Source organism: Arthrobacter sp. ASL1 (assembly GCF_056680475.1).
In genome coordinates, this window is sequence record NZ_CM155284.1 from 423877 (window position 1) to 449084 (window position 25208).

Annotated in this window: 23 protein-coding genes and 2 tRNA genes; 4 read left to right on the forward strand and 21 right to left on the reverse strand. The window is 67.0% G+C overall.

Translation table 11 applies throughout. The features are described 5' to 3' along the window. Positions 1–4: 4 nt before the first annotated feature. The 9 genes from AC1MEQ_RS01945 to AC1MEQ_RS01985 form a co-directional block, all read right to left on the reverse strand. Complete coding sequence (locus AC1MEQ_RS01945) at positions 5–1366, reverse strand: bifunctional folylpolyglutamate synthase/dihydrofolate synthase (RefSeq protein WP_479793476.1); 1362 nt, start codon at positions 1364–1366, stop codon at positions 5–7. Next, complete coding sequence (gene ileS / locus AC1MEQ_RS01950) at positions 1367–4624, reverse strand: isoleucine--tRNA ligase (protein WP_479793478.1); 3258 nt, start codon at positions 4622–4624, stop codon at positions 1367–1369. It lies immediately after the preceding gene. A gap of 372 nt (positions 4625–4996) precedes the next feature. Beyond that, positions 4997–5356 (reverse strand): type II toxin-antitoxin system PemK/MazF family toxin, encoded by a 360-nt coding sequence (locus AC1MEQ_RS01955; protein ID WP_479793480.1) that lies wholly within the window; start codon positions 5354–5356, stop codon positions 4997–4999. Further along, a complete protein-coding gene (locus tag AC1MEQ_RS01960) occupies positions 5319–5516 on the reverse strand; it encodes a hypothetical protein (protein WP_479793482.1) in 198 nt (65 codons plus the stop codon). Before AC1MEQ_RS01960 ends, AC1MEQ_RS01955 begins: the two co-directional genes overlap by 38 nt. A gap of 297 nt (positions 5517–5813) precedes the next feature. Continuing rightward, entirely contained in the window at positions 5814–6050 is a 237-nt protein-coding gene (locus AC1MEQ_RS01965; RefSeq protein WP_479793484.1) for a hypothetical protein, read from the reverse strand. A gap of 10 nt (positions 6051–6060) precedes the next feature. Further along, complete coding sequence (locus tag AC1MEQ_RS01970) at positions 6061–6954, reverse strand: carbohydrate ABC transporter permease (protein ID WP_479793486.1); 894 nt, start codon at positions 6952–6954, stop codon at positions 6061–6063. Next, positions 6951–8021 (reverse strand): carbohydrate ABC transporter permease, encoded by a 1071-nt coding sequence (locus AC1MEQ_RS01975; protein WP_479793488.1) that lies wholly within the window; start codon positions 8019–8021, stop codon positions 6951–6953. Before AC1MEQ_RS01975 ends, AC1MEQ_RS01970 begins: the two co-directional genes overlap by 4 nt. 138 nt (positions 8022–8159) lie before the next feature. Beyond that, positions 8160–9440, reverse strand: coding sequence for an ABC transporter substrate-binding protein (locus tag AC1MEQ_RS01980; protein WP_479793490.1), 1281 nt, complete (start codon positions 9438–9440; stop codon positions 8160–8162). A 235-nt stretch (positions 9441–9675) separates the two neighbouring features. Then, a complete protein-coding gene (locus AC1MEQ_RS01985; RefSeq protein ID WP_479793492.1) occupies positions 9676–10440 on the reverse strand; it encodes an SDR family oxidoreductase in 765 nt (254 codons plus the stop codon). Positions 10441–10653: 213 nt separating this feature from the next. Between AC1MEQ_RS01985 and AC1MEQ_RS01990 the strand changes: the two genes are divergently transcribed. Further along, on the forward strand, positions 10654–12339 hold the full coding sequence (locus tag AC1MEQ_RS01990; protein ID WP_479793494.1) for a carboxylesterase/lipase family protein: 1686 nt from the start codon (positions 10654–10656) through the stop codon (positions 12337–12339). 3 nt (positions 12340–12342) lie between these two features. On the opposite strand, the gene AC1MEQ_RS01995 is transcribed toward AC1MEQ_RS01990, so the two are convergent. Then, positions 12343–12699, reverse strand: coding sequence for a DUF488 domain-containing protein (locus AC1MEQ_RS01995; protein WP_479793496.1), 357 nt, complete (start codon positions 12697–12699; stop codon positions 12343–12345). 116 nt (positions 12700–12815) lie between these two features. Between AC1MEQ_RS01995 and valS the strand changes: the two genes are divergently transcribed. Next, complete coding sequence (gene valS, locus AC1MEQ_RS02000) at positions 12816–15443, forward strand: valine--tRNA ligase (protein ID WP_479793498.1); 2628 nt, start codon at positions 12816–12818, stop codon at positions 15441–15443. 93 nt (positions 15444–15536) lie between these two features. On the opposite strand, the gene AC1MEQ_RS02005 is transcribed toward valS, so the two are convergent. The 7 genes from AC1MEQ_RS02005 to AC1MEQ_RS02035 form a co-directional block, all read right to left on the reverse strand. Continuing rightward, positions 15537–16178, reverse strand: coding sequence for a mycothiol-dependent nitroreductase Rv2466c family protein (locus AC1MEQ_RS02005; protein ID WP_479793500.1), 642 nt, complete (start codon positions 16176–16178; stop codon positions 15537–15539). A gap of 72 nt (positions 16179–16250) precedes the next feature. Next, positions 16251–17543: an ATP-dependent Clp protease ATP-binding subunit ClpX gene (clpX, locus tag AC1MEQ_RS02010; protein WP_479793502.1), complete on the reverse strand. Its 1293-nt coding sequence runs from the start codon at positions 17541–17543 to the stop codon at positions 16251–16253. 147 nt (positions 17544–17690) lie between these two features. Continuing rightward, positions 17691–18353: an ATP-dependent Clp protease proteolytic subunit gene (locus AC1MEQ_RS02015; RefSeq protein WP_479793504.1), complete on the reverse strand. Its 663-nt coding sequence runs from the start codon at positions 18351–18353 to the stop codon at positions 17691–17693. Positions 18354–18397: 44 nt separating this feature from the next. Further along, entirely contained in the window at positions 18398–18991 is a 594-nt protein-coding gene (locus AC1MEQ_RS02020) for an ATP-dependent Clp protease proteolytic subunit (RefSeq protein ID WP_479796011.1), read from the reverse strand. A 288-nt stretch (positions 18992–19279) separates the two neighbouring features. Next, positions 19280–20638 carry a trigger factor gene (gene tig, locus AC1MEQ_RS02025; protein WP_479793505.1) on the reverse strand — a complete coding sequence of 453 codons (1359 nt, stop codon included), beginning with the start codon at positions 20636–20638 and terminating at the stop codon, positions 19280–19282. A gap of 86 nt (positions 20639–20724) precedes the next feature. Continuing rightward, positions 20725–20799 (reverse strand) — tRNA-Pro (locus AC1MEQ_RS02030). Between the two features lie 90 nt (positions 20800–20889). Beyond that, positions 20890–21339 (reverse strand): helix-turn-helix domain-containing protein, encoded by a 450-nt coding sequence (locus AC1MEQ_RS02035; protein WP_479793507.1) that lies wholly within the window; start codon positions 21337–21339, stop codon positions 20890–20892. 141 nt (positions 21340–21480) lie between these two features. Between AC1MEQ_RS02035 and AC1MEQ_RS02040 the strand changes: the two genes are divergently transcribed. Next, a tRNA-Gly gene (locus AC1MEQ_RS02040) sits at positions 21481–21554 on the forward strand. A gap of 112 nt (positions 21555–21666) precedes the next feature. Here the strand turns inward: AC1MEQ_RS02040 and AC1MEQ_RS02045 are convergent. Beyond that, complete coding sequence (locus tag AC1MEQ_RS02045; RefSeq protein WP_479793509.1) at positions 21667–21864, reverse strand: hypothetical protein; 198 nt, start codon at positions 21862–21864, stop codon at positions 21667–21669. A 123-nt stretch (positions 21865–21987) separates the two neighbouring features. Between AC1MEQ_RS02045 and AC1MEQ_RS02050 the strand changes: the two genes are divergently transcribed. After that, complete coding sequence (locus AC1MEQ_RS02050; protein ID WP_479793511.1) at positions 21988–22647, forward strand: alpha/beta hydrolase; 660 nt, start codon at positions 21988–21990, stop codon at positions 22645–22647. 37 nt (positions 22648–22684) lie between these two features. Here the strand turns inward: AC1MEQ_RS02050 and AC1MEQ_RS02055 are convergent, their stop codons facing one another. The 3 genes from AC1MEQ_RS02055 to AC1MEQ_RS02065 are packed head-to-tail and all read right to left on the reverse strand — an operon-like array spanning position 22685 to position 25202. Next, a complete protein-coding gene (locus AC1MEQ_RS02055) occupies positions 22685–23593 on the reverse strand; it encodes an Fpg/Nei family DNA glycosylase (RefSeq protein WP_479793513.1) in 909 nt (302 codons plus the stop codon). A gap of 2 nt (positions 23594–23595) precedes the next feature. Then, positions 23596–24069, reverse strand: a complete 474-nt coding sequence (locus AC1MEQ_RS02060) for a ribose-5-phosphate isomerase (RefSeq protein WP_479793515.1) — start codon at positions 24067–24069, stop codon at positions 23596–23598. Positions 24070–24113: 44 nt separating this feature from the next. Further along, entirely contained in the window at positions 24114–25202 is a 1089-nt protein-coding gene (locus AC1MEQ_RS02065) for a lactonase family protein (RefSeq protein ID WP_479793517.1), read from the reverse strand. Positions 25203–25208: the final 6 nt, after the last annotated feature.

Here is a 25208-nt window from a genome sequence, read left to right on the forward strand (position 1 = left end):
GTGCTTACTTTCCTAACAGGGTTCGTGCTTCGCCGACGACCGTAATCGACCCGGTGACCAGGATGCCCCCGGCCAGATCCTCGGTGGCCTCGGCGCGACCGACGGCCCATTCCAGGGCGTCGTCGAGGCGTTCGGTGATGTACAGGTCCTGCTCCTTGAACCCGGCGCGCAAGGCCAGTTCGCCGAGTTCGCCGGCCGGGATGGCGCGCGGGGAGGAGGACTGGGTCAGGCAGATGTCCTGGACCAGATCGCCGTACTGGGTGTACAGCATCTCAAGCATGGCGGGCGCGTCCTTCTCCGCCAGGATGCCCACGACCAGCACCAGCGTGCTGAACCCGAAGGCCTCCTTGACCGCGTCGGCCGAGACGCGCAGGCCGGCCGGGTTGTGTCCGGCGTCAACGAGGATCGTCGGTGCAGACCTGACGAGTTCGAGCCGGCCGGGGCTGGCGACGTTCCCGAACGCCTGGCGGACCAGGTCCTCGTTCAGCGCCGTCTCCCCGCCGCCGAGGAAGGCCTCCATCGCGGCCACGGCGACTGCGGCGTTCTGCGCCTGGTGGGCGCCATGCAGCGGCAGGGCCAGGTCCTCGTAGCGCCCGGCCAGACCCTGGATGACCAGCGTCTGCCCGCCGACCGCGAGCGTGCGGGATTCGACGCCGTATTCCACACCCTCGAACCGGAAGGGGACCTCCAGTCCGCGGGCGGCCTCCAGCAACACCTGGGCCGCCTCGGGCTCCTGCACGGCGGAGACCAGGAAACCGCCGGGCTTGATGATGCCGGCCTTCTCCAGGGCGATGTCGTGCACGGTGTCGCCGAGCAGGTCGGTGTGGTCCAGCGAGATGGGGGTGACCACGGAGACCTGGCCGTCACCGACATTGGTCGCATCGGTGATGCCACCGAGGCCGACCTCGATCACGGCGACGTCCACGGGGGCGTCGGCGAAGATGGCGTAGCCCAGGACGGTCAGCGCCTCGAAATAGGTCAGTGGGACCAGCCCCTGCTCATCGAGTTCGGCGTCGACGATGGCCAGGTAGGGCCGGATCTCGTCCCAGATGCGCACGAACACCTCGTCCGTCACCGGCTCGCCGTCCAGGCTGATGCGTTCGGTGACGTTGGACAGGTGCGGGCTGGTGTACCGGCCCACGCGCAGGTCGTGGGCCAGCAGCAGCTGCTCGATGATCCGCGCGGTGGAGGTCTTGCCGTTGGTCCCGGTCACGTGGATGATCGGCATCGCCTTGTTGGGTTCGCCGAGCACCTCCATGGCACGGAACATCGGCTCCATGCGCGGTTCCATCTTGTTCTCCGGTGCACGGCCGAGCAGTTCGGCGTACACGCTCTCGACGGAGAAGGCGTCGTGTTCGGGGCTCATTCAGGCAACCGTCCGTTCTACGGAGATGGTGGTGTCGACGTCGCCCGGAACGAGTTCCAGCTCGACGGTCAGCGTTTCGCGGCGCACCAGCGCGGCGTTGGCGTGCAGGGCGTCGATGACGTCCTGCGGTGCGCTGATGGTGGTGAGGATGCGGTCCCCGACGTGCAGTTCGGCGTCCTTGCGGGCCTGCTGGATGGCGCGGACCATGTCGCGGGCGGTGCCCTCGGCCTCCAGTTCGGCGGTCAGCCCGGTGTCCAGGACCACGAACCCGCCACCCGGGAGCATCGAGACCGCGGTGGAGGCGCCGTCGTGCGCATCGGAGACCACCGTTTCGAGCGTGTACTCGCTCGGTTCCAGGTCCAGCCCACCGGCGGTGACGACGCCGTCGGCGACCGACCAGTCCCCGGACTTGGAGCCCTTGATGGCGACCTGGACGTTCTTGCCCAGGCGCGGCCCGGCCGCCCGGGCGTTGACGACGAGCTTTTGCTCGATGCCGAATTCCTCGGGGGACGCGTCGGCGGCGTCGACCAGGCGCACATGGCGCAGGTTCAGCTCCTCGGCGATAGTGTCCGCGCCGGAGGCCAGCGCGGCGGCACCGGGCACGACGACGGTGAGCTGCTGCAGGGGCAGGCGCACCCGCAGCTTCGCTGCCTTGCGCAGGCTGGAACCGGTGGAGCAGATCTGCCGGATGCGGTCCATCCGTTCGACCAGTCCGGCGTCCTCGCCGAAGGCGGCGGCCTCGGGCCAGTCGGTCAGGTGCACCGAGCGGCCTCCGGTCAGGCCGCGCCAGATCTCCTCGGCGACCAGCGGCAGCAGCGGGGCTGCCACCCGGCACAGTGCCTCCAGCGCGGTGTAGAGGGCGTCGAACGCGTCGGCGTCCTCGGCGAAGAAGCGGTCGCGGCTGCGCCGGACGTACCAGTTGGTGAGCATGTCCAGGTACGAGCGCAGCGCGTCGCAGGCCCCCGAGACGTCGTACTCGTCCAGTCGGGTCCCGACCTCGGTGACCAGTGCGCCGGTGTTGGCCAGCAGGTAGGTATCCAACGGGTCGGTGTAGCCGTCCTGGCGCAGCCTGGCCTCGTAGCCGGCCCCGCCGTTCGCGGAGTTCGTGTAGAGGGTGAAGAAGCTGTACACGTTCCACAGGGGCAGGATCACCTGGCGGACGCCATCGCGGATGCCCTGTTCGGTGACGACCAGGTTGCCGCCGCGCAGGATGGGGCTGGACATCAGGAACCAGCGCATGGCGTCGGATCCGTCGCGGTCCAGCACCTCGGTCACGTCCGGGTAGTTGCGCAGCGATTTGGACATCTTCTGCCCGTCGGAGCCGAGCACGATGCCGTGGCTGATGACGTTGCGGAAGGCCGGGCGGTCGAACAGCGCGGTGGAGAGGATGTGCAGCATGTAGAACCAGCCGCGCGTCTGCCCGATGTACTCGACGATGAAGTCCGCCGGGTGGTGGGTGTCGAACCATTCGCCGTTCTCGAACGGGTAGTGCACTTGCCCGTAGGGCATGGAGCCGGAGTCGAACCAGACGTCCAGCACGTCCTCGACGCGGCGCATGGTGGAGGCCCCGGTGGGGTCGTCCGGGTTGGGCCGGGTGAGTTCGTCGATGAACGGGCGGTGCAGGTCCACCTCGCCCACGTTGTTGCGTGGCAGGCGGCCGAAGTCGGCCTCCATCTCGGCCAGCGATCCGTACACGTCGGTGCGCGGGATGTCCGGGTTGTCCGAGACCCACACCGGGATGGGGCTGCCCCAGTACCGGTTGCGGCTGATGGACCAGTCGCGGGCATTGGCCAGCCACTTGCCGAACTGGCCGTCCTTCACATTGGAGGGGATCCAGTTGATCGACTGGTTCAGTTCGGACATCCGGTCCTTGAACGCGGTGACCTCGACGTACCAGGAGGAGATGGCGCGGTAGATCAGCGGGGTGCGGCAGCGCCAGCAGTGCGGGTAGGAGTGCACGTAGCTGGCCTGGCGCAGCAGCCGCCCGGATTCGCGCAGCACCCGGGTGATGGCCTTGTTCGCATCGAAGACCTGCACGCCGGCGATCTCGGCCAGCGGGCCGGACGCGAACAGCGGCAGGAACTTGGCGCCTTCGTCCACGGAGAGCACCACGGGGATCCCGTTGGCCTCGCAGATGTTCTGGTCCTCCTCGCCGTAGGCGGGGGCCTGGTGGACGATGCCGGTGCCGTCGGTGGTGGTCACGTAGTCGGCGACGAGGATCTTCCACGCGTTGCCCGTGCCGTAGGTCTCCTCGTCGGCGAAGTAGTCCCAGAGGCGGCGGTAGCCGATGCCCTCCAGCTCGGTGCCGGCGTAGGTGGCAGTGGTCGCGGCCGTGGCGGCAGCACCGTCGTCGTACCCGAGGTCCTTGGCGTGGGCCGCGACGAGGTCCTCGGCGAGAAGGAACCGCTCGCCGACGGCGGGGGCACCGTTCGGGCCCACGGGCACGACGGCGTAGCGCACCGCCGGTCCGACGGCGAGGGCCTGGTTGGTGGGCAGGGTCCACGGCGTGGTGGTCCAGGCGATGGCCTGGGTGCCGGCCAGCTCCCGGGAGATGGCCGAGTCGCCGGGCAGCAATTCGAAGGTGACGGTGACGGTCTGGTCCTGGCGGTCCTTGTAGACGTCGTCGTCCATGCGCAGCTCGTGGTTCGAGAGCGGGGTCTCGTCCTTCCAGCAGTACGGCAGCACGCGGTAGCCGCTGTAGGTCAGGCCCTTGGAGTGCAGTTGCTTGAACGCCCAGAGCACCGATTCCATGTACTCGACGTTCAGCGTCTTGTAATCGTTGTCGAAGTCGACCCAGCGGGCCTGGCGGGTGACGTATTCCTGCCATTCGCCGGCGTACTTCATGACCGAGGAGCGGCAGGCATCGTTGAACTTGTCGATGCCCATGGCCTCGATCTGCTTCTTGTCCGTCATGCCAAGCTGCTTCATCGCCTCGAGCTCGGCGGGCAGCCCATGGGTGTCCCAACCGAAGCGGCGTTCGACGCGCTTGCCGCGCTGGGTCTGGTAGCGGGCGACGAGGTCCTTGACGTAGCCGGTGAGCAGGTGCCCGTAGTGGGGCAGGCCGTTGGCGAACGGCGGGCCGTCGTAGAAGACGAACTCGTTGGAGCCGTCCGTCCCGGCCGGGCGGGCGTCGATGGAGGCCTGGAACGTCTGGTCCGTGTCCCAGTACTTCAGCACGCGTTCCTCGATCTCGGGGAAGCGCGGCGACGTGGGCGTCACGCCCTGGGGATCGGTGGAGGCCTTGGGGTACATACTCATCAGCGGCAGTCCTCGCATCGGTTGGGCGTGGGGTTCCCGCGCCTGCTCGTCTCGATGCGGGGACGACTCCCGGCGCTCGGTCGCCGGTGTTCGCGGTACCACCCCGCTTGTCCGTGCTCCGGCCCGGGGGCGCGATGCACGAACCGCTCTGCAGGCTCTGACGCGCCCATCCGCCCGGTTCTACTGGGTCCGCAGCGGCGGGCCGTTCTTCCGGAAGCTCGCCGGTGATGGCCGGGTCATAGCTGGTGCATCCAGTCTAGCGGATGAAGCGGGGGTGGCGTGGACCGGAGTTGTGCCCAGTGGACCCTGACCGAACTGTCCGCGGTGTTGGCCATCGAGCGACCAGCGGGAGAAGGGCTCGAGTGCTGTCGGTTAGAGATCGAGGATGACGGCGATGGTGTTGCGTACTTGCTGGAGCGCGACCGGGCCGACGTTTCCGACGTACGTTGTGATCCTGCCGACGGCTACGGCTCGCACGTGTTGGCATTGGGCGGCCGATGGAGCGCCGAGTCCGTTGTCATCGTCAGGTTCGATCACGACCTCTGCGCCGCTGCCCCGGAGGGTTCGAGTGAGCGGTACGACCTGGACCACGTTGGGACTGCCGCGTAAGATTCTGGCCGCTGTCACAACCACCGCTGGCCGGACCATGCCGGCCTCGGATCCGGATGGCGTACCGAGTTCAAGCTCGACGACGTCACCCGGCGTCAGCATCGAGCCAGGCCGTTTCCTCATCGGTCAACGGTGTCGCGAGGTCGCGGCCAATGCCGTCCTGGTGGAGTAGCCGGATGGCTCGTGACACAGTGTCAGCGACAGTTTGGTGGCGCTCCTTGGCGAGCTTGAGCAGTTCGTCATGGGTGATCCGGCTGACCCGGATCGTCGTTGTATCGGACATAGTCGCATCCTACCAGTTGTAGACTATGTGGTCTACAAGGTCTCTTTCGAACCGAGACCGGTGCTATCACGGAAGTGCGGGCACCACCGGATCACCGACCAAAGCAGCCCTAACCCGGGTTTGCAGCCAGGTGGCGTCGAGCGTAGGGCCACGCCCCGGCAGCCTCATCGTGGTGCTGGAGGTGCCGAGAGGCTGTCGCACCTTCGCCACCTTCACCACCATCCGCGACCGACGGGCGCGGCATCGAAGGCCGGGCATGGATACGGACGGACCGACCAGCCAGTGGCCCGTCGCAGCTCAGTAGGTCTTGCGCTCGATCGTCGGTTCGGGCAGCCGGCTGCGCAGCCGCCAGAGCCCCCAGATGGCCAGTACCAGCGCGAGCAGCACCGGGGACCAGAGCAGCGCGGACCCACCGGTGACCTCGGTGGCAACGATCACGACAACGAGTACGACGACGAAAAACGCCAGGAACCCGATGAGGATGTCCAGGTTCTCGGCCTTCCGGGCGGCCCGGCGTTCGGGGCGGAATGGCATGGCCCCTCCCCTACTTCACGCCACCGGCGGTCAGGCCGGCGACGATCTTGCGCTGGAAGATGAGCACCATGATTACCAGCGGGACGGTGACGATCGTCCCGGCGGCCATGACCGCGGTGTAGGGCTCCTGGTGGGGTTGGGCGCCGGCGAAACTGGCGATGGCAACCGTGACCGGCGCGGTGGCGTCGGAAGACAGCTGGCTGGCGATCAGGAACTCGTTCCAGGCCGAGATGAAGGCCAGGATCGCCGTGGTGAAGACCGCGGGGGCGGCCAGCGGCATGATGACCTTGCGGAAGGCCTGCCCCTGGGTGCAACCGTCGATCCGTGCAGCCTCCTCCAGCTCCCACGGCATTTCGCGGAAGAATGCGGTGAGCGTGTACACCGTCAGCGGCAGCACGAACGAGATATCGGGGATGATCAGCGCCTGGTAGCTGCCCATCCAGCCGATGTTCGTGAACAGCTGGAACAACGGGGTGACGATGGCGACCCCGGGGAACATCGATGCCCCCAGGATGAAGCCGAGCACGATGAACTTGAAGCGGAAGTTCAGCCGGGCCAGCGCGTAGGCGGCGAAGACGCCGAAAAGCAGGCCGATGGCCGTGGTGCAGATGCCGATGAAGAAGCTGTTGAACAGCGACCGGCCAAAGTGGTTGCCCAGGTCGGTGGAGAAGGCCGTGATGAAGTTGTCCAGCGTGACATGCGTGGGCCAGAAGCTCTGGTCGAAGGTGTAGCCGACGTCCCGGAAGGCGGTGATGACCATCCAGTAGAAGGGAACCAGGCACCACAGGACGATGATCGCCGCGTTGACGTACGTCCGGGTCGAGGTCCACCGCTGCCGCGAGCGTGCCGCTGCCCGGGGTGCGTCCTTGTCGGCCGGGGCCGTGGTGGCCGGTGCGGTGCTCATGACTTCTCCTTCGTGTCCACGATATTGGTGTTCTGCACGACGTTGGCGCCGAGGAAGCGCACGAAGATGAAGGCCACGATGAAGATGATGATGAAGGTGATCGTCGAGAGCGCGGCTGCGGCGTTGAAGCCCTGGCGGATCTGGTCGACAACAAGGATGGACAGCGTGGTGGTTCCGTTGGCTCCGCCGGTGAGGATGTAGGGCAGGTCGAACATCCGCAGGGCGTCCAGGACGCGGAACAGGATGGCCACCATCAGCGCGGGCTTCACCAACGGCAGCGTGATCTGGGTGAAGCGCTGCCAGGCAGTGGCGCCGTCCATTTTGGCCGCCTCGTAGACGTCGTTGGGGATCAGCTGAAGGCCCGCCAGGATCAGCAGGGCCATGAATGGCGTCGTCTTCCACACGTCGGCGATGATGACCGCCGCCCGGGCCGGCCCCTCGCTGCCGGTCCAGAGGATATGCGCGTTGAAGAGGCTGTTGGCGATGCCCTCGTAGGCGAAGATGAAGAACCAAAGTTTCGCGGTGACCGCCGTCGGGATGGCCCACGGCACGAGCACCGCGGCCCGGACCAGGCCGCGCCCGCGGAAGGTGCGCGCCATGATCATGGCCATCCAGAATCCCATCACCGTTTCGATGGCCACGGTGATGACGGTGAAGAAGAAGGTGTTGTAGGTCGCGCTCCAGAACTGGGCGCCGAGGGTGCCGGGAGCACAGGCGACGGTTCCGCCGCCGATGGCCGGGCATTGCTGCAGGAGCCAGCCGATGTAGTTGCTGAGTCCGGCGAAGCCACCGGCGACGAACATTCCGGTGGCGGGGTCCAATCCCTGGTCTTTCTGCAGCGACAGGACGATCGCGCTGATGACCGGGTACACGATGACGCAAGCCAGCAGGATCAGCGTGGGGAGGATCAGCCAGATGGCCCATTTTCCCTGGGTCTTGGCCCGGCGGCCGGAAGGCTCCGGCGCCGCAGTATCCTTCCCCGGGCCTGCCGGTTGTTGTGGTGGCGGTCCCCCCTGTGGATCTTGCCTGCGGCGACCCCGTGTCCTTCCCGCTGCCTCGGTTGCCATCTCAAGTCCTTTCGGCGTGGGCGGACGGCGGGGGCCCTGGCGACCACACCCCGTGGGGAGGCGTTGCCGAGGGCCACTGCCGTTCGCAGGTGGAGGGCAGGGGCCGGGTGGGAACCCGGCCCCTGGGGGCGCCGAGGGCTAGGCGCCAGCGGAGCTGATGGCGTCTGACATGTCCTGCAGCGCCTGGTCGACGGTCTTTTCGCCCTTGATGGCCGCGTAGGCGTTTTCCTGGATGGCCTTCGAGACCGCAGGGTAGAACGGGGTCACCGGCCGCGGAACGGCATTGGCGATCGACGTCTTCAGGACCGGCAGGTAGGGCAGTTGCTTGACCAGTTCCTGGTCGTCGTACAGGTCGGTCAGTACCGGTGCGAGCGACCCCTGGGTGGCGTAGAACTTCTCCGTTTCCGCACTGGTCATGAATTCGACGAAGTCATGGGCCGTGGCCTTGTTCTTGGAGTAGACGCTGACGGCGATGTTGTGGCCGCCCAGCGACGAGGCGCCGGGACCGTCCTTGCCGGGGAGCGGGGCCATCCCGAACTTGTCCTTGACCTTCGACGATGCGTCGGTCTTGGCCAGGTTGTAGACGTAGGGCCAATTGCGCAGGAACATCAGGTTTCCCGCCTCGAACGCCTGGCGTCCCTGTTCCTCCTGGTAGGTGATGGCCTGCTTCGGGATGTTGCCGTTCTGGTATGCCTTGACCAGGTTCTCCAACCCGGCCTTCGCCTCGGGGGTGTTCAGGGACGGTTTGCCGTCGTCACCGAGGATGCTTCCGCCTGCGGAGTTGATCGCCTCGGCGGTATTGACGGTGAGACCCTCGTACTTGGCGAACTGGCCGGCGTAGCAGCCCATGTCGTTCTTCTTGGCGATGGAGCACATGCCCATCATCTCGTCCCACGTCTTGGGAGGTGTCTTGACGAGGTCCTTGCGGTAGTACAGGATTCCCCCGTCGCTGGTCTGCGGGGCGGCGTAGAGGGTGCCGTTGTAGGTGCCGCTCTTGACCGTCGGCTCCAGCATGGCCGACGTGTCGATGGCCATGGAATCCTTCAGCGGCTGCAACCAGCCCTTGGCGGCGAACTCCGCGGTCCAGATCACGTCGACGTCCACGACGTCGTACTCCGAGTTCTTGGCCTGGAAGTTCTGCACCAGATCGTCGTGCTGTTGGTCGGCCTGGTCGGTTTGCTCCTTGAACGTCACCTTCTCGTCAGGATGTGCCGCGTTCCACTTTTTCACCAGCGGCCGGACGACGTTGGAGTTGTCCTTGCCCTGGACATAGGTGATGGGTCCGTGTCCGTCCAGGTTCTCGGAGGCGGGGCCGCTGGCCCCTCCCGCACTCGTGCTTCCGCCCCCGCTGCACGATGCCAGGGCGAGGGTCAATACACCCGCTGCCGCCAGCGGTCCCAGTCGTTTTCCGTAGCGCATGCCGAAGTCTCCTCATCCGTATGGATTATGTCGGCCCCTCCCCCCAGGCGAGTGGCATGACTCAGGCATACTGCTCCGGGGCAGCCAAGACAAGGTTTGTTGAGGAAACTATGCGGAAAATTTACCTGACGGTAGGTGTCGTGGGTGCGGGAAGCCGATGACACCTGACAAGGGCAGGGACGACGTCGCCGGGTCGGAGGAGCAGGTCCCGACGCCCGAAGAAGACCCTGGGGGATCAGCTCGTGCGGATGATCTTGTGGTTGGCGGCCTGTGCCACCGGGCGGATGACGATCTCATCCAGGTTGACGTGGTGCGGCAGCGAAACCGAGTGGACAACCACTTCCGCCACGTCGGCGGCAGTCAGCGGCTTTGCGACCCCGGCATAGACCTTGTCGGCGGCGGACTGGTCCCCGAGGCGGTTCAGCGAGAATTCCTCCGTGTGCACCAGACCGGGCAGGATCTCGATGACGCGGATGTTGTTCCCCACCTCTTCCAGGCGCAGTGCCTGCGTCATGCCGCGCTCGGCGAACTTGGCTGCGTTGTAGCCGGCGCCGCCCTCGTAGCCGGCCAGACCGGCGCTGGACGTCAAGTTCAGGACCGTCCCCTCCCCGTGGGCGCGCAGCATCGGCAGGAAGGCACGGGTGATCTTCATGGTGCCCAGCACGTTGACCCGGTACATCCACTCCCAGTCCTCGGTCTTCGCGTCGGCGATGTAGTCAACACCGCGGGCACCACCGGCAACGTTGACCAGCGTATCGATGCCGCCACCTTCGGTGACCGTGGCGAGCAGCCGGGCCACGTCGTCGTCCTCGGTGATGTCGGCGGGCACCGCAATGATCCCGGTGCCGTCGGCCAAAGCCTCGAGCCGCTCGGCGCGGCGGGCCACCGCGTAGACCTTCCAACCCCGTTCGGCCAGAAGACGGGCCGTGGCCTCGCCAATTCCGGTGCTCGCACCGGTGACGACTGCTGTGCGCTGGTGCTGTTCAGATGAAGATGTCATGACACCACACTAAACACGGCCGCGGCGCAGCGGCACCAACATGACGCGGTCGGCCACCGGCCGGATCCACGGAACGTGCCAGGCCACGGCCTCCGGCAGCACCATCACCGATCGTCCCCCGCTTCCCCCGGGAGGCGTTTGGGTGTGCACTGGAGGAGTCTCCGATGCGAATTCCCGCACCGGTGTCCGCAACGTCGGAGGGAGCCAGGACCCGTGCCCCACCACGAGAGCCACCGGCGACGCGATACGACCCACCGTTCCGTCGGCCTTCCGCTGGGGCGTCGGGACCTGACGGAACATGACGTCGAGGTCACTGGCGGCACCATCCGCGGCGTACGCGAGGGTGACCTCCTGGCCTGGCGCGGCATTCCCTTTGCGGCGCCGCCCGTGGGGCCCTTGCGGCTGCGGGCACCGGCACCGGTGATCGCGTGGGCCGGCATCCGCGACGCGACGGGCTTCGGCCCCATGGCTCCGCAACCGGGCTGGGTCCGCCTCGGCGCGGCCGCCGTCACGCAGCATGGCGACGAGGATTGCCTGACCGTTAATGTCCACGCCCCTGCCGACCGAACCGCCGGAGCGCTACCGGTCATGGTCTTCATCCATGGGGGCGGATACTACCGGGGTTCATCCCGGGACTTCGCGGGTGATGGCGAGGGCTTCGTGCGGTCCGGGCGGGTGGTCTACGTGAGTTTCAACTATCGCCTCGGACCACTGGGCTACCTCGATTTTGCCCGGTATTCCACGGCCGAGCGGCCCATCGAGGGAAATCTGGGACTGCGTGACCAGGTGGCGGCCTTGTCTTGGGTACAGCAGAACATCAGCGCCTTCGGCGGCGATCCGGACCGGGTGACGGTCTTCGGCGAATCCGCCGGGGGCAATGCGGTCACCACGCTGCTCGCCGTTCCTTCTGCGCGCGGCCTCTTCCACGGTGCCATCGCGCAAAGCGCACCGGCCAATGCCGTGTACCCGGCGGCGCTGGCCGCACGTTGGGCGGACGAATTCGTGGCACTTCTCCGGGACGGAAGCCCGCGGGGCCGCCCGGGCCCGGCCGCGCAGCCGGGCCCCGCCTCCGAAGCGGTCCACCAGGCGGACATCGACCGGGTCCTGGACGCATCCCTGCCTGAGCTGCTGGCCGCGGCGCACCAGCTGCAGGAACGCACCCCCGAGGCCTACCCGGGTGCATTCTGCTTCGCCCCCGTTGTCGACGGGGAATTCCTGCCGGAACGGCCCATCGCCGCGATCCGTGGGGGCCGGGCGGCGCGCGTGCCGCTGATCATCGGCACCAACGAACACGAGGGGAGGATCTTCCGCGGCGAACTGGACATCCTGCCCGCATCGGTGGTGCGCATGAAGGCATTGTTCGAACGCGCCCCTGCGGTGACTCGGGGTCCCATGCGCGATGCCTATCCCGGCCTCCCCCGCTGGCGTGCCGCGGCCGACTTTGGCGGGGACTACGGCTTCTGGTATCCGACGACGCGCGTGGCCGACTTCCATTCGTGCTTTGCCCCGGTGCATGCCTACCGGTTCGATGTCACGCCCCGGCTGCTGCACATGGTGGGCCTGGATGCCACCCATGGAATCGAGATGTTCACCCTTTTCGACCGCCTGGACCGTCCGCTGGCCCGCACCATCACCTCGCTGGGCGGACGCGCCTCCTATGTGGAGGCCGGGAAGCGGATGCGCCTCCAGTGGCTGCGTTTCGCGGAAACCGGGGCGACAGATGCCTACTGGCGGGGCTATACCGAACGCACGCGGGCGACGTTGATCATCGACGATAACGACCGGATCCAAGTGGACCCGCACCGCGACCGCCGCATCGCCTGGAGCGGCTTCCTGCCAAAACTGGGAGTCCCGCCCACGGCAACCGACCGGCCGGACGGCAGAATCCGGCCCGCCTGAGGATCAGAGGTTCTCGTCCAGGAAATCCAGCAGGACGATGGCGTTGTTGTGCTCCTCGTCCTTGGTGGAATAGACCAGCACCACGTCGTCGTGCTTCTTGGCCACCTCCATCAGCCGTTCGACGGCCTCCGTTGACGGACCGTCCTCCAGTTCGGCCACGTAGCGCTCGCGGAACTCCTCGAAGCGATGGTCCCGGTGGTTGAACCAGGTGCGCAGTTCCTGAGAGGGGGCCACGTCCTTGGCCCACTCGTCGAGTTCGGCGTCTTCCTTCGCGACACCACGCGGCCACAACCTGTCGACCAGGATCCGGTATCCGCCATTGGGTGCCTCGTAGGCCCGCTGCAATCTGATCTTGCCCATGCCCCGATGGTAAGCCGAAAGACCGCCGCATGGGTCCGTTGACGCCGGGATGTGGAGAAGCGCGCCAGTGCGGGGCGGAGTCGGAGACGCCGCGCCGACATGGGAGAATGGCTGACATGGCTGAACAGAACTTGGGCACAGACACGCCCGCAACCGTTTCCGTCCCCGACAAGCCGGCGCTGGAGGGCCTCGAGGAGAGGCTCGGACGGCGCTGGCGCGAGGAGGGGACCTACGCATTCAACCCCGAGACCACCCGCGAGGCGGTCTACTCGATCGACACTCCCCCGCCGACGGCGTCCGGATCCCTGCACGTGGGACACATGTTCTCCTACACGCAGACCGACGTATTGGCCCGCTACCAGCGCATGAACGGGAAGAACGTCTTCTACCCGATGGGCTGGGACGACAACGGCCTGCCGACCGAACGCCGCGTGCAGAACTACTACGGGGTCCGCTGCGACCCGAAGGTCGCCTACGACGCCGGCTACCGTCCGCCGGCTGCCCCGGCGAAGAACCAGCGTGACTGGGACCAGGTGTCCCGTAGGAACTTCATCGAGCTCTGCGAGGAGCTCGCCGTCGAGGACGAGAAGGTCTTCGAGCACCTGTTCAGCACGCTCGGCCTCTCCGTCGACTGGAACCTGACATACCGCACCATCGACGACACCTCGCGTGCCGTCTCCCAACGTGCCTTCCTGAAGAACCTCACCGACGGCGACGCCTACATGGCGGAGGCACCCACCCTGTGGGATGTCACGTTCCGCACGGCAGTGGCCCAGGCAGAGCTGGAGGACCGCGAGGTCCCCGGCGCCTACTACCGCTACCCGTTCTTCGCCGAGGACGGCACCCAGGTCTTCATCGAGACCACCCGCCCCGAATTGCTGGCCGCCTGCGCCGGCCTGGTGGCCAACCCGGATGACGAGCGCTACCAGCCGCTCTTCGGCAAGAAGGTCACCTCCCCCCTGTTCGGCGTCGAGGTCGAGGTCCACCCGCATTCGCTGGCCAAGGCCGACAAGGGATCGGGCATCGCCATGGTCTGCACCTTCGGCGACCTGACCGACGTGACCTGGTGGCGCGAGCTGCAGCTGCCCACCCGGGCGATCATCGGCCGCGACGGACGCGTCATCGGCGAGACCCCGGAGTGGATCACCACCGACGCCGGCCGCGAGGCCTACGCGGGAATCGCCGGCAAGACCGTGTTCTCCGCCAAGGAGACCGTCGCCGGGATGCTCAGCGAGGCCGGCCTGCTCGACGGCGAACCGCGCAAGATCACCCACCCGGTGAACTTCTTCGAGAAGGGCGACAAGCCCCTCGAGGTCGTCAGCTCCCGCCAGTGGTACATCCGCAACGGTGGCCGGGACGCCGAACGGCGCGACCGCCTGGTCGCCCGCGGCCAGGAGATCGACTTCCACCCGGAATTCATGCGCTCGCGCTACACCAACTGGGTCAACGGCCTCAACGGCGACTGGCTGGTCTCCCGCCAGCGCTTCTTCGGCGTCCCGATCCCCGTCTGGTACCCGCTCGATGCCGACGGCAACCCGGACTACGACCGTCCGATCCTGCCCGCCGACGACCAACTGCCCGTGGACCCCGTGGCCGAGACGGCCCCGGGCTACACCGCGGACCAGCGTGACGTGCCCGGTGGCTTCACCGGCGACGCAGACGTCCTGGACACCTGGGCGACCTCGTCGTTGACCCCGCAGATCGTGGGCCGGTGGAGCCGCGACGACGAGCTCTTCGCCAAGGTCTTCCCCTTCGACCTGCGCCCGCAGGGCCACGACATCATCCGCACCTGGCTGTTCTCCAGCGCGGTACGCGGCGACGCCCTGCACGGCTGCGTGCCGTGGAAGCATGCCGCGATCTCCGGCTGGATCCTTGATCCGGACCGCAAGAAGATGTCCAAGTCCAAGGGCAACGTCGTCGTCCCCACCGATGTCCTCAACGACTTCGGCGCCGACGCGGTGCGCTACTGGGCCGCCTCTGCCAAGCTGGGCGCCGATACCGCCTACGAGGTCGCGCAGATGAAGATCGGCCGCCGCCTGGCGATCAAGATCCTCAACGCCTCCAAGTTCGTCCTGAACCTGGGCGCGACGCAGGACAATGTGCTCGACGGCGATGCCCACCTGGTCACGAACGGCCTGGACCGCTCGCTGCTGGCACGGTTGTCCGAGGTCATCGAGCAGGCAGATCGCGCCTTCGGCGCGTACGACTACGCCCGGGCCCTGGACATCGTCGAGTCGTTCTTCTGGTCATTCACCGACGACTACGTCGAACTCGTCAAGGACCGCGCGTACGGTGCCCGCGGCGAGGAGGAGCAGGCGTCGGTGCTGGCGGCACTGGCCACCACCCTGGACGCGGTGCTGCGCCTGTTCGCACCGTTCCTGCCGTTCGCGACCGAAGAGGTCTGGGGCTGGTGGCGTACCGGTTCGGTACACCGCGCCAGCTGGCCGGACAACGGCCACCTCTCCGGCGCCGTCGAGGGTGCCGATACGGCCGTGCTCCCCACGGTCGGTGCCGCGCTCGGAGGCATCCGCAAATCCAAGTCCGAGGCGAAGGTGAAGCAGCGTACCCAGGTGCTCTCCGGGGTCGTGCATGGCCCGGAAGCCGTGATCGCCCAGGTCCGCGCCGGGCTCGGCGACCTGCTCGCCGCCGGAAACGCACTAGAACTGGAACTGGTCGCCGATGCACCAGAACTGGTGGTCACCGACGTCGTCCTGGCCCCGGCCGGGGAACCTGCACAAGGCTAGCCGCGCCGCGCGCGGACATATATCGGGCCCCGACGGATTCCGTCGGGGCCCGATGGCGTTGGTGCAGCCGCCCGGCAGGGACCGGCGTCAGGGTCAGGAGGCGTTGGACTCCGCGTACTGCGTCGCCTGCTCGAACTGCGGGTTCTCGGTGCGGCTGCGCTTGATCTCGAAGAAATACGGGAATGAGGCCAAGGTGACCGAGGCGTCGAACAGCTGTCCCGCTTCCTCACCGGTCGGGACCCGGGTGATCACGGGGCCGAAGAACGCGGTGCCGTTCAGGGCAACCACGGGAGTCCCGACGTCCTGGCCGACCTTCGAGATGCCCTGTTCGTGGCTGGCCCGCAGGGCCTTATCGTGGGCATCGGTCTCGGCGGCCTGGGCCAGTTCGGCGGGCAGGCCGACGCGCTCGAGGGCACGCTCCACGACCTGCGCACGGTCCTTCACGCCCTCGTAGTGGATGAGCTCGCCCATCGCCGTGTAGAGCTCACCGATCACGCCGGGGCCATGTGCCTCGGCGGCGGCGATGACCACGCGGACCGGACCCCAGGCGCTTTCAAGGCCCTTGCGGTAGTCCGGGTCGACGTCCTTGTCCTCGTTTAGCACGGCAAGGCTCATGACGTGCCAGTTGACCGTGATGTCGCGGACCTTCTCGACTTCGAGGATCCACCGCGATGTGGCCCAGGCGAACGGGCAGATCGGGTCGAACCAGAAATCAACGGACGTTTTCTCGGACATGTGGATCCTCCTGCTGTGGACGTGGTCTGGCGGGTCGCGGCATTGCCGGACCCACTCAGTACAACGATCCGATCAGGCGGACTTATTCCGCCGCTTCGTCACGACCTCGGCGGAGATCAGGGTGGGCTCCGCGGTCTTGTGGACGACATCGGCGGTGATGACCACCTCGGCGATGTCGTCACGACCGGGCAGGTCGAACATGATCGAGGCCAGCGTCTCCTCGAGGATGGCCCGAAGTCCACGCGCACCCGTGCCGCGTTCCAGAGCCATTTCGGCGATCGCCTCGAGAGCATCGAGCTCGAAGGTCAGTTCCACGCCATCGATGCGGAACATCTTCTGGTACTGCTTCACCAGGGCGTTCTTCGGCTCGGTGAGGATTTTGATCAGAGATTCGCGGTCCAGGCTCTCCACGGTGGTGATGACCGGCAGTCGGCCGATGAACTCGGGGATCAGGCCGAACTTCAGCAGGTCTTCGGGCCGGACGTCGGCGTAGGCGGCCGCCTCGGACTTCAGGGCGGTCAGCGGTGCGCCGAATCCGATGCCCTTCTGGCCGGCCCGCGAGCCGATGATGTCCTCGAGACCGGCGAAGGCGCCGGCGACGATGAACAGCACGTTCGAGGTATCGATTTGGATGAATTCCTGGTGCGGGTGCTTGCGTCCGCCCTGCGGCGGCACGGAGGCGACCGTGCCTTCGAGGATCTTCAGCAGGGCCTGCTGCACGCCCTCGCCCGATACGTCCCGGGTGATGGAGGGGTTCTCCGACTTGCGCGAGATCTTGTCGATCTCATCGATGTAGATGATGCCCTGTTCGGCCTTCTTGACGTCGTAGTCGGCGGCCTGGATGAGCTTGAGCAGGATGTTCTCGACGTCCTCGCCCACGTAGCCGGCCTCGGTCAGGGCGGTGGCGTCGGCGACGGCGAACGGCACGTTCAACCGGCGGGCCAGGGTCTGGGCCAGATAGGTCTTCCCGCAGCCGGTGGGGCCGATCAGCAGGATGTTCGACTTGGAGACCTCGACGTCGTCCAGGGAATCGACCTCGCTGAGCTGTGCAGCGGCGGAGGATCCCGAACCCGCCTGGATGCGCTTGTAGTGGTTGTACACGGCCACGGCGAGGGAACGCTTGGCGCCTTCCTGGCCGATCACGTATTCCTGCAGGGAATCGAAGATCTCACGCGGGCGCGGCAGCTCGAAGTCGGGGCCGGCCTCGATCTCGGCCAGTTCCTCTTCCATCAGCTCGTTGCACAGCTCGATGCACTCGGTGCAGATGTAGACGCCGGGACCGGCGATGAGCTTGCGAACCTGCTTTTGGCTTTTGCCGCAGAAGGAACACTTGAGCAGGTCGGAGCTTTCACCCATACGAGCCATGGTGTTCTTCCCCTAACGTGGTACTGAAACCGTGCGGCGGGCGCCCCACGGGAAAGGTCTACCTACAACTCTAGGTGAGGTGACCGACAGAATAGGCGACCGGGCGTCCCGTGGTGCGAAAAACATTGGGGCGCCCGGCCGGTTCCGCTAGCTGCTGATGGCCTGCGGCTTGATCTTGCGCGGGCTGAGCACCTCGTCGATCAGGCCGTAGTCCTTCGCGCCGGCGGCGGTCATGAACAGGTCACGCTCGATGTCGTTGCCGACCTGCTCCGGGGTCTTGTTGCTGTGCCCGGCCAGGGTCGTCTCCAGCCAGGAGCGCATGCGCATGACCTCCTCGGCCTGGATCTGCAGGTCCGTGGCGGTGCCGCGTTCGCCGCCGCCCATGGCGGGCTGGTGGATGAGCACGCGTGCGTTCGGCAGGGCCAGGCGCTTGCCCGGGGCACCGGCTGCCAGCAGCACTGCAGCGGCGCTGGCCGCCTGGCCGAGGCAAACGGTCTGGATCTCCGGGCGCACGAACAGCATCGTGTCGTAGATCGCCGTCATCGCGGTGAAGGAGCCGCCGGGCGAGTTGATGTACAAGGTGATGTCCCGCTCGGGGTCCATCGACTCGAGGACCAGCAGCTGGGCCATCACGTCGTCGGCAGATGCGTCATCGACCTGCGCGCCGAGGAAGACGATGCGGTCCTCGAACAGCTTCGCGTAGGGGTCCTGGCGCTTGAAGCCGTACGGGGTGCGCTCCTCGAACTGGGGCAGGATGTAGCGGGCGGACGGCATCTCGCCTGCGGTGCCTTCGTAGCCGGTGAAATTCATGTTCTTCTCCTGGGGGTCTGTGGGGGTGCTCGTCGGCGGGATGGCTAGTTCTTGACTCCGCCACCGCCGGAGACCGAAACGGAGCTCTGGGCGATGTGGTCGAAGAAGCCGTACTCAAGGGCGTCGGTGGCCGTGAACCACTTGTCGCGGTCGTTGTCCTTCAGGATCGTCTCCAGCGACTGGCCCGTCTGTTCGGCGGTGAGCTCGGACATGACCTTCTTCATGTGCAGGATCAGTTCCGCCTGGATGCGGATGTCCGATGCGGTGCCGCCGATGCCGCCGGAAGGCTGGTGCATCAGGATGCGCGCGTTCGGGGTCGCGTACCGCTTGCCCTTGGTGCCGGAGGAGAGCAGGAACTGCCCCATCGAGGCGGCGAGCCCGGTGGCGACCGTGACGACGTCGTTGGGGATGTAGTTCATCGTGTCGTAGATCGCCATGCCCGCGGTGATCGAGCCACCGGGCGAGTTGATGTACAGGTAGATGTCCTTGTCGGGATCCTCGGCGGAGAGCAGCAGCAGCTGGGAGGAGATCGCATTGGCCGACTCGTCGCTCACTTCCGAGCCGAGCCAGATGATGCGCTCCTTCAGGAGCCGGTTGTAGATGTAGTCCTCGCGACTGGCTGCATCGACCGAGGCCATCTTCGGGGTGTGGGATTCCGTCGTCATTTTCGAATACCTCTCCATGGGTGCCATGCGACGTGGCTGATCCAGCCACGTACGGTAGCGCTTGCTTTCCTTGACACTACTGCAGTGCCAACGCCTGCGGCGCGTGGGATCATCTGCTGTTCGCTGACGGCGCATACCCCGTGATCCGGGCATCGCCGATGGCTTAAAAGCAGGTGCCCACGGCTTAAAGAACGACGGCGGGACCACCCGTGAGGGCAATCCCGCCGGGGCAGCCTGGCCGGCTGCCGCAGGGTCGTTCTGCTACTCGGCCGAGTCCGCGGAAGCGGAGGACGCCGAGGAGGACGAGGAAGCCGAACCATCGGCTTCGCCGGCCGGGCGGACGAAGTCGGTGAGGTCGACGTCCTTGCCGTTGGTGTCCGTGACCTTCGCGAATTCGAGGACCTTGGCCAGGGCCTTGCGGCGGCGGACCTCGCCGATCATCATCGGGACCTGTCCGGCACCGTCGAGCATCTGCGCGAACTGGTTCGGGTCCATGCCGTACTGGCTGGAGGACTGCACGATGTAGTCGATGAGCTCGGACTGCTCGACGCCGATCTCTTCCTTCTCGGCGATCTCGTCGAGGATGACCTCGTTCTGGAAGGCACGCTCGGTGTTGGTCTTGACCTCGGCGCGGTGCTCCTCGGTGTCGTGCTCCTCGCCCGGGTTTCCGCCACCCTGTTCGAAGTGCTGCTCGACCTGCTCCTCGATCACTGAGGCGGGGACGGGCACGGCGATGAGCTCGGTGAGCTTGTCCATGACCTTGTCGCGCGCCTGGACGCCCTGCTCGACGACCTTGGAGTCCGCGGCCTGCTTGGCCAGGTCCTCGCGCAGCTCGGCGATGGTGTCGAACTCGGAGGCCAACTGGGCGAATTCGTCGTCGGCCACCGGAAGCTCGCGCTCCTTGACGGCCTTGACGACGACCTTGACCTGGGCGGTCTCGCCGGCGTGCTCGCCGCCGGCGAGCTTGGTCTCGAAGGTGGCATCCTCGTCGGCCGAGAGGCCGGTGACGGCCTCGTCCAGGCCCTCGAGCATCGTGGCCGAGCCCACCTGGTAGGACAGGTCGGTGGCCGAGTCGACCTCGGCGTCGCCGACGGTGGCCTTCAAATCCAGGGTGATGAAGTCGTTGTCCGCAACGGGACGGTCGACGACCTTGAGGGTGCCGAAGCGGCCGCGCAGTTCGTCGAGGGCGGTATCGACATCGGCGTCGGAGGCCTCGACGGCGTCGACCTGGACCTCGAGGCCGGAGTACTCCGGGAGCTCGATCTTCGGGCGGATGTCGATCTCGACGTTGAAGACGAGGTTGCCTTCGGTGGCCGTCGGCTCGGGAACCTCGGTGATGTCCACCTCGGGGCGGGACAGCGGAACGATCTCGGACTCGCGGACGGCCTCCTGGTAGAAGCCGTTCATGCCGTCGTTGATCGCGGTCTCCAGGACGTAGCCGCGGCCGACGCGCTGGTCGATCAGGCGGTTCGGGACCTTGCCCTTGCGGAAGCCCGGGACGTTGATCTGCTCCGCGATGGACTTGTAGGCCGCGTCGATGTTGGGCTGCAATTCGGCAAGGGGAACCTCGACATTGAGCTTGACCCGGGTGGGCGTGAGGTTTTCGACGGCGCTCTTCACTACGTAGCTCTCCTGTATGATCTGGGCTGATACGAAACTGCACACTTGCCCCCGCGGATGAAGCTCACGGGACTGAAGGTTCAGAGTCGGGGTGACAGGATTTGAACCTGCGACCTCACGCTCCCAAAGCGCGCGCTCTAGCCAAGCTGAGCTACACCCCGATTGGTGCAGTGGCTAGTTTACGCAGAATCCGCGCCGAACAGCTAATTGCTGGGGACCTGCTTCATCGGCCCGAGGAGGCCAGCTGGCGCCTACTTCCCGCCGGGATTGACGGGGGCCGGTTGGCGGATGATCCATTCATCGTCCGGGCTGCGGTCCATGTAGTAGAAGCCTCCGGTGCGCGAGGCGGCATTCGGCGGGGCCTCGGGGTGGTAGTTCAGCACCCGGCCACTGTCCTCCAGCCCGTCCAGCCATGCCTGCAACGCCAGCAGGCTCGGTTCCGGGACATGGAGCCCGGAACGCTGGCGGGCGAGAACGCGGATGTGCCCCATGATGGCCGTCGATCGGTGCGTGGCATCGATGGCCCACGGCAAGATGTCGCGGTAGGTCCGCCGGCCAGCGCTCGCCTCAGCCCGGTGGAGGGCCCGTTGGACGCCGCTTTCGGTCACCCCGTACAGCTCGGCAAGGCCGGCCAGTGTCATGCCGCGTTCGCGCAATCCGAGCAACGTCCGTCCGTCCGGCAATTTCCGCGGTGCCGCCATGGATGCCTCCCTCTACTCTGCCCGGCGACTCATCGTCGAATCGCAGATATACAAGTTGAGCATGGGCCACCGTCAATTTGGCGGGGATCTGAAAGCACTGCTAATGTTGTGCGAGCAATGGGCCGAAAAGCCCGCATTTGCGGGGATGTAGCTTAATGGTAAAGCCTCAGTTTTCCAAACTGATGACGCGGGTTCGATTCCCGTCATCCCCTCCACAGTGACAGGCCGCCTCCGGGTGGCCTGTCGTCGTTAAGACCGCAAGATGCGGGTGGCTGCCGGCTCGCGTCGGCGCAGGCCGCCGACGCACCACGCGACCGGTCGCGTGGCCTATTCGTTTCGACCCATGTACCGGCGGATCGTCCGGTGGTACGCCGTGCGATGCACGTGGTGGTGGCGATACCACGTGCCGACGAGCATGAGCACGATCGCGAACAGCACCGCAAACGCGGGACCATACGTCACCGTCGACATCTCTGAACAGAGCGCATCGGGTGCGCAAGCGGCCAGGAGCTGGGTTGCGTTCATGCACCCATGGAACCACTGCATCCTCCGGAAGGCCATAGCCTGTCTGCAATCGTTATGCCCCCTGCGGACGCGTCGTCTCGATCAGGTCGACCGCCACAGTGAATCTGCTGCTAGCGTCCGGGTATGCGCATCTTCGTTCCGGGCTCAGGTCGCACGGGCCGCGATGCCTGGCCGGCATCCAATGATGAGGATGCCGAATACGTTCGGTTCCCCCCATCGGCGACGGTCCGAAATCAGGCCGCGATCCTCGGGCAGGCATCCGACTGTGCTTCGGCAACCGTCGTTGCCCACTCCCTGGGAGCCGTCTCGGCTCTCCTAGCCGTATCAGCGGACCAGTTGAAAGCCCGGACATTGGTACTCCTCGAACCCGCCGTCTACGACATCGCCCGTGGCGTTCCCGCCGTGGAAGTACACATCGGCCACATCACCCGGGCTGCCGAACTCGCGCACAAAGGAGATCTTTTCGGGTATTGGCGATTGGTCCGTCCCCTGTTTTTTGGTGCTCCTGCCAGACTTTCCGACTGGCCCGAAGAAAGACCCCAAGCGGAGCGGTTCAGCCGCCTAGAGATGCCCTGGGGACATGGCATCGACGCTGCGGTCATCGAAGCGATCCCCACACTGGTCGTGACCGGTGGATGGAATGAGGAATACGAGGCCATCGCCGGTGTCCTGTCGCGACACGGCGCCGAACATCGCGTCCTGCCCGGAAGTGGGCATCGGCCGCAGGACCAACCCGGTTTCGACCTGTTGATCCATGGCTTCGAGGAGGCCAACAGTGGGTGACGGAAGCGGCCCGGAATGCATAGGCGGACCGTAAACGTTATGCGGTCCCGGTTCCCACCTGGCAGGTGGGGCACCAGTACAGCTTGCGCGCCGACAGTTCGGCAACGCCGATCGGTGTTCCGCAGACCAGGCACGGCAGGCCCTGGCGCTGGTACGTGTAATGGGCATGGTCGGGCCAGACCGGTGCCTGCCGGTCGACCCGGTGCCCGGGGCGGGTGGTGATGATGTGCCCGTCGCGTACCCCGTCGGCCATCAGCGAGCAGATGTCATCCCACAGCGAGGCCAGCCGCGCTTCCGGGATGTCACGGCCCCGGGCCCACGGATGCAGCCCTGCCCGGAACAGGGATTCGGCACGGTAGATGTTCCCGACCCCGGCAACCAGTGACTGGTTCATCAGCGCCGTTGCAATGACCGTGCCGGTGGAGCCGACGCGGCGGACGAACTCGTCGCGGCCCGCTGCGGGGGCGCCCGGCGCCAGCGGGTCCGGGCCCAGGCGTGCACGCACGGCGTCGGCTTCCGGGACGGAGAGCACCTCGCAGACCGAGGCGCCGCGCAGGTCGGCCCAACCGTGCCCGGAGACGAGGCGTGCCCTGACCTGTCCCACCGGCTCCGGTGGGCCCTCGTACGCGACTTCGGTGCCGTCGTCGTACGCTTCCCGCTCCCCGATCCGCCGTGGTGCGCCGATGCTGGAGGCCCCGCGGAAGGTCTCGTCCCCGCCGAAGCTGAACGCCCCATAGAGGCCCAGGTGCACGCGCAGCACGTGGGCGCCGGCGAAGTGGGCGAAGAGCTGCTTGCCATGGGCCTGGGCGGCGAGCAGTTTGCGTCCGTCCAGCAGCGCGGCCCCGGCGGCGAACCGGCCCTGCGGGCTGGACACGCGCAGCCGGTGTCCGGCGAAGACGTCGTCGAGCTGGCGGGCCAGCCGGTGGACCGAATGGCCTTCGGGCATGCTCAGCCCTGGACGGTGCCGGTGGACTCGTAGGCGGCGATCTGGCCGATGCGGCGGGCATGGCGTTGGGCGCCGCTGAAGGGTTCGGCCAGGAACGCGTCGATCAGCCCGGTGGCCTCGGCGAGGCTGTGCTGGCGTCCGCCGACGGCGACCACGTTGGCGTCGTTGTGCTGGCGGGCCAGGCGGGCGGTGTCCAGGTTCCACGCCAGTGCGGCGCGGATGCCCTTGACCTTGTTGGCCGCGATCTGCTCGCCGTTGCCCGAACCACCCAGCACGATGCCCAGCGAGTCGAGTCCCTGCCCGCGCTCGGCCGCGACGGCCTCGGCGGCGTCGATGCAGAACCCCGGGTAATCGTCCTCGGCGTCGTAGGATTCCGGGCCATGGTCGACGACGTCGAATCCGGCGTCCACCAGATGGGCGACCAGGTGGGCGCTGAGCTCGAGTCCTGCGTGGTCGGTGGCGATGTGAACGCGCATGGTGTCCTTCGTATCTTGCGGGGCGGGGAACGGATCCCAGCCTACTAGTGCGCCACGACCTCGATCCACAGGGGCCCTGCCCCGGTGGCGGCCCGGTCGGTGGCCGTGAGCGTGCCGTCGGCCGGATCGATCCGGTAGGCGCTGATGTGCCCGGATTTCTCGCCGCAGACCAGCAGGTGGGTGCCGGTGGCGTCGACCGCAGCGCCGCGGGGCTGCTGCTCGGTGTCGGTGGTGCGCAGGAATTCCAGGCGTCCGGTGGCGGGGTCGACCGCGAACGTGCTCACCGTCGAGGTGGAACGCTCGGTGGTGAACAGGTACCTTCCGTCGGCGCCCAACCGGAGGTCGGCGCACCAGATGGCGTCGGGGCCAGGCACCGGGCCACCGGGGTTGCGGGCGAATCCGGGGACCAGGCCCAGCGATGCGGGCACCGAGTCAATACGTTGGAGCTCGGTCAACGTGCCGGTGGCACCGTCGCGCTCGTAGACGGCCACTTCGCCGGACATCTCGTGGACGACGTAGACGCGGGAGGCGTCGGCGTTGAAGATCAGGTGACGCGGCCCGGAGCCCGGGGCGGCATCGACCGATCCGGCCAGGGTGAGCGGGCCCGCGGGGGAGGCACCGCCGTCGTGCCCCGTGGCGGTCCCGTCGCCGAGCGAATACCAGACGACCCGGTCGCTGCCCAGGGCGGCGGCATAGACGAAACGGCCATCCGGCGACGAACGGACGCTGTGCGCCTTCTCCCCGGGGCTGGGCTCGCGGGTGGCCGGGGCCCCGGGCAGGCCGTCGGCGTCCAGGGCCACGCTGTTGAGGACGTCCTGGTGGTAGGAGGCGCTGCGGATGGTTGCGCCATCGGCGTCGAGGCTGATGTAGGCGGTGGTGTCGGCCAGCTCCACCGTTCCGGCTGCCGAGAGCGCGCCATTGGAGGGATCGATGCGCAGCGCCGCCAGGGCGGGCGGCTTGCCGGAGGATCCCGCGTAGAGCAGCCCGCGGGAGGCGTTGGCCGCCAGGGAGCGGACCGCATCGACCTCGGTGGAATGTGCGGCCGGCGTCAGCGTGCCGGCCTGCGGGTCGAAGGCCAGGACGTCAACGGTTCCTGCGGTGGCGCAACCGACATAGACATGGGTCTGGGACACGGTGGT